Source organism: Kitasatospora nipponensis (assembly GCF_039528135.1).
In the GTDB taxonomy this organism is placed as follows: domain Bacteria; phylum Actinomycetota; class Actinomycetes; order Streptomycetales; family Streptomycetaceae; genus Kitasatospora; species Kitasatospora nipponensis.
In genome coordinates this window covers 1-4,825 of sequence record NZ_BAAALF010000331.1, presented here as the reverse complement: position 1 = coordinate 4,825, position 4,825 = coordinate 1, and the positions used below count along the sequence as shown (strand labels likewise).

General features: G+C 72.3%; 5 protein-coding genes and 1 pseudogene. All 6 read right to left on the bottom strand.

Annotated features, from left to right (window positions below; all coding sequences use genetic code 11):
- A pseudogene (locus tag ABD323_RS39520) lies at window positions 1-352 on the bottom strand (ATP-binding protein); the annotation flags it as partial.
- 19 nt (window positions 353-371) lie between these two features.
- Window positions 372-824: a DUF6238 family protein gene (locus ABD323_RS39515; RefSeq protein ID WP_344446942.1), complete on the bottom strand. Its 453-nt coding sequence runs from the start codon at window positions 822-824 to the stop codon at window positions 372-374.
- Window positions 825-856: 32 nt separating this feature from the next.
- Entirely contained in the window at window positions 857-2,314 is a 1,458-nt protein-coding gene (locus tag ABD323_RS39510) for an SCO6880 family protein (protein ID WP_344446941.1), read from the bottom strand.
- 90 nt (window positions 2,315-2,404) lie between these two features.
- Window positions 2,405-3,820 carry an SCO6881 family protein gene (locus ABD323_RS39505; protein ID WP_344446940.1) on the bottom strand — a complete coding sequence of 472 codons (1,416 nt, stop codon included), beginning with the start codon at window positions 3,818-3,820 and terminating at the stop codon, window positions 2,405-2,407.
- Between the two features lie 26 nt (window positions 3,821-3,846).
- Window positions 3,847-4,485: a hypothetical protein gene (locus ABD323_RS39500; RefSeq protein ID WP_425556318.1), complete on the bottom strand. Its 639-nt coding sequence runs from the start codon at window positions 4,483-4,485 to the stop codon at window positions 3,847-3,849.
- 56 nt (window positions 4,486-4,541) lie between these two features.
- Window positions 4,542-4,825, bottom strand: a 284-nt coding sequence (locus ABD323_RS39495) for a DUF6112 family protein (RefSeq protein WP_344446938.1), incomplete at its 5' end; no start/stop codon positions are given.

Sequence of the window (4,825 nt, the reverse complement as noted above, 5' to 3'; positions counted from 1 at the left end):
CGAAGCAGAACGAGCCTTCGGCATGGACGTCCCGGCCGACGAACATCCCCTCCGAGCCCAGGCCGCCCTCGGCCAGGAAGGGGTAGGCCCCGCTCGCCACCGCGGTGGTCATCCGGTGGGCGGGCAGGCGCACCTTCCCGCCACGGGCCGAGGTCGGACCCGGTCGCCCTGTCGGCGGGTAGGTCGCCCGGAGCTCCGGGGCGAGTCCCTCCGCCGTGCGCTGGGGCGGGGCCTCGGCGACGCGGGCCTTGTGGCGGGCCTGGTGGAAGTCGCGGCGAGCGGCACGCGCCACTGAACGGGAGGACTTGCGGGGGACGAACAGGGGGCTGGCGCTGGCGCGGGTCTTGGGCATGGGGTGGCTCCAGTGCTGGTCAGTGGCGGACGAGGCCGGTGAAGGGGGAGTGCAAGTTGGCCAGGGTGGTCTGGCGCCGAACGCGGTGGGCGGTGCGCTGGTGGCGCTGGCAGATCGTCAGCTCGGGCGCTCCTTCGGGAAGGCCGGCCTGGCACGCCTCGCGGTCGGGCACCTCGCCGCTGCCGGGCCGGGGGGACGCGTGGTAGGCGGCGTGCACGTGGTCGGCCACCTGCCAGATCCGGGTGCGGGCGGCCCGCAGCTGCTCGCCCTCCATCGGCACGGGCGCTCGGGTGCGGCTGGCGTGGGCGTCGAGCAGGGCGTGGAGGGAGACGAGGTGGGCGTGCAGGTTGTCCAGCTCGGCGCGTGAGGCGACGAGGGGGCCTGCGGGGATGTTGAGCGTGCGGTGGAAGTCGACCGCCGCGGTCGCGAAGGGCAGGAAGTCCTCCGCGAGGGGAGTGTTGGTGCGGGGCATGGCGGTGCTCATTCCAGGGGAGGGGTGGCGGTTCAGGCGGCGAGGGCGAGGGGGAGCGCGGCGGCGGTGAACGCCTCGGCCTGCTGCCAGGTGAGTGGGCGAAGGTCCAGCTGGGCGGCGACGGCGGCGGTCTCCACGACGGCGCAGGCCGAGCGTAGTTCGTCTTCGGTGTCGGCGCTGACGGTTAGCAGGCCGGTCAGGGCGATGTCGGCGTGGCCGGCGATGAGCTGGCGTTCGCGCTGCTTGACGTCCTGGTACTCGACCGAGTCGGCTTCGCTGTCGACCTGGCCCCGGCGGGCGCGCTCGGCCGAGTCCGCGATGATGCTGGCCTTCTTGCGTTGGACGTCGCGCATGGCCGCGTCCAGGCCCTTGGGCTCGTAGGCCAGGGAGAGGGTGCGTTGGACCCCGCTGCTGAAGAGCAGCTGGTGCAGGAACCCGGGGCTGGTCTCGGTGCGCGGCCAGTTTTCGACCCAGTAGGTGCAGTGGACGGCGGAGTCGGTGGCGATGTGGCCGGCCTTCTCGATCACGACCACGGGGCCCGCGGCGGCGGGGTCGGCTTCCGGGCGGCCGGAGGAGGACCAGCGCTCCAGCCCGGTGAGGGACTTGGGGTCGTACGCGGTTCGCACAGCGGCTGCGATCTCGGTGGCGGGCAGCCAGCCGACCGGGTTGAGGCCTGCGGTGCGGGCGGCCTGGTCGAAGGTGGCGGTCAGCTGGGCCAGCACCGAGACGCCTCCGGCGAGGCCGCCGCCGGCCTGGTTGATCAGCCGCCGGGCTGCCTTGAAGTCCAGCGCGATGGCGACGTATGCCTCGTGCGGGGCGGCGGCCGGTCCGGCGTTCTTGACCAGCTCGCTGTAGATCTGACCGGCGATCGGCGCGTCGGGGTTGCCGGTCTTCTCCCAGTAGCGCCGCAGCGCATCGCCCGAGGCCGGCATCGTGCGTTCGATCACCTGGATGCGGGCGATGTGCCCGGTGCGGGCGAGCGCGGCCAGCGCGCGGCCCCACCCGTTGACGTTGGTGTTCTGGGTGGCGGGGTCGAGCAGCGCGTAGGCGCGGCTGCTGACCTTGACGACCGCGGTCAGCGTCCCGGCGCGCGGGTCGTGGACCGCGCCGTACCGGCGGTCGGGTGCCGTGACGACTCGCAGGCTGGCGGCGGTGCCGGGCAGGTGCAGCAGGCCCTCGCGCACCGGCCGCCGGGAAGGCCGGGCGAGCCAGACCAGCTGACCGCGCAGGCGCCGCAGCGCGTAGAGGGTGACGATGGGCGCCCAGTCGGCCAGGGAGCGGCCTCGGTGGCGAAGGAGGACGAACAGGGCGACGGCGGCCCACAGTGGGATGAGTTCGATGGCGCCGACCACGCCGCGGGTGAGAACGACGGCGAGTAGGAAGAGGCCGGCGAGGGAGGCGACGATCAGTTGGGCGGCGGTCAGGCCGAGCAGGATGCCGCGCTTGGAACGGTGCGGGAATTTCACCGTGGCGGGAGGGGTGTCAGACATCGAGATCCAGGGGGTGTGAGCGGGCGGATGGGGGCTGCGGGGCGGGGTGCGGGCCGTGCGGCCGGCAGCCCGCCCCGAGGACGTGGGCGATCAGGCACCGGAGGGTGGCTGCTGGGGGAAGGCCCAGCGCTGCGGTGCTGGCGAGCCCTGCGGTGGCAGTTCACCGACCGACGGAGCCGGGGGCGAGCTCGGTGCGGTGCCTGAGGAGTCCGGAGCGTGGGCGGTGGCCCCTGAACGTCGGCCCACCGGTGAGCCCTGGGCAGGCGAAGTGGGGCTCTGGCCGGCAGAGCCGCCCGACTCCGTGCCGGAATCGCCCTCACCGCCGGGTGGCCGGGTGATGAGGGCGGGGATGCCCGGGCGCTGGACGAGGCCACGGCCGCGGTCGCCACCCGCGCTCGGGTTCTCGCCGAAGCGGAAGGTGTTCGGAGTGCTCGGCGCTCCGCCGTCGATGCCTTCCTTGCTGAACCGACCGGACGGGTCGATCCCCGAGGCGACACCGTCCTGGCCCATGCCCGGAACCTGGGCCGGACCCTGCGGTGCGGGCGTGCCGGTGCCCACCTGCATCGCCAGGCTGCCCGCGGTCTTGGCCGCACCTGCGGCGACCGCCATCCCGGCGACGCCGGTGCGGTGCAGGTCGTCATGGCCGCCGTTGTCCGTCGCCCAGTGGACGAACCTGTACGTCGCGTAGGGGCAGAGCAGGACGAGGACCATCACGACGATGCCGGCCATCGCATCGGACAGGGCCGACATGCCGTCGCTGGTATCCGACTTGCCCATCGCGGAGACCCCGATCAGGAACACCACGGTCATCAGCAGCTTGCTGACCACCAGCGTGGCGGTGGCCTCGATCCAGCCGCGTCGCCAGCGCTTGGCGACCTCCCAGCCGCCGCCGCTGCCCGCGAAGACCGCGAGGGCCACCAGGATCAGAACGCCCACTTTGCGGGCCACCATCGTGCACCAGTAGAGGAATGCCCCGATCGCACAGCCCAGGGCCACCAACGCCGGCACGCACCAGCCGAGACTGAACATCGCGCCGAGTTCGGTCACCTTCACAACACGGCGGATCGCGTCCTCCACCGACGTGTTGGCGGCTTGGAACAGGCCGTCGCTCAGCGCGTCCACCACGGTGATCGCCACGCTGGTGAAGGAGATCGCGGAGAAGGAGAACAGGACGCCGGTCATGGTGCCGATCGCGGCCTGGGCGAGGGCGCGTTCGTCCCTGCGCCAGGCCGCGAACATCAGCTGGATGCAGAACGTGCCGACGATGATTGACAGCCCGATGGGCAGCAGCAGCGCGTAGTCGTCGCGAAACCACGAGGCGTTGAGGTCGATGCTGGTGGTCGCGTTGACGGCCTTGGCGGCGAGGTCAGCCGCGCTGGAGGCCAGCTCACCCGCGGACTTGGCGATCCACGCGCCGATGCCATCGGTGATCGACTTGCCCGGATCGGAGACGAAGTTGGCCGCATCGCACACCTGGCTCATCAGGGGAAGGTCGCAGACACCCATGGTGGGCACCTCCTTTCAGGACGGGGTCAGGGAGAGACCGTCGGGAAGACGCCGACGAGAGCGCAGTTCTGGGACGGGCGGCACTGCACGGCGAGAGTCGTCGAGCGCGCCTCGGCACCGCCGGCGGGCGAGCCGTTCCAGCCGATCGACTGCTGACCGGAGACGGTGACGGCGTAGACGTACGCCTGCGTGATCGCCCCCGGATCGGCCTGCAGGGCCTGGCTGAAGGAGGCCGGGAAGTGTGCCTCGCTGACGCTCGCGGTCGCGTACTGGCCGTTGTCAGCCATCCGGCCCCACAGCACAGGCGAGGGCACCAGTGCATCGACCGAGGCGGTATCGGCGTACTTCGCCTCTGACGTCATCCACTCGCGCAGCGCGGCCAGCAACTCGGGCTGCGCGTACGACCGCGTGTCGTACGACCACAGCGCTGACGCCGCCGCCTTGCCGAAGACGATCGGATCGTGGGTGGCGGGCGGGACGGGAAGGGCAGCGCGATCACCGGGTGCGGCCGAAGCCGCAGCGGTGGAAGGGGAGGACGCGGAACTCACGGTGACGGAACGACCCTTGGCGGACGTCCTGCCGTCGCGGGTGAGAAACGCGAGCAGGCCGGCGAGGGCGACGAGCACGGCCAGGGCGGCGGTGCCGAGCAGCGCCCGGCGGCGCACGCTAGATGCGCCACCGGGGTTGCCGCCACGGTCAGCGGCTGAGGAACGCTTGCGCATCAGTGGACCTGGCCGCCGAGCGTCGAGAAGAAGGCGACGACGCCGTTCGCCGCGCCGAGCAGCAGGGCCGCGCCAGCACTGACCAGGACGCCCTTCTTGCCGTTGGCCTCGGCCTGGTGGCCACCGGAGTGGTGGCCCCAGGCCCACACCCCGGCGCTCACCGCGAGCGCGCCGACGACGGCGATGATGCCGAACAGGTTGATGCTGCCCATCACCTGCTTGAGGACCGCGAGGCCGGGCAGGCCGCCCTCGTTCGGCTGGATGCCCGGGTCGTAGGCGAGCA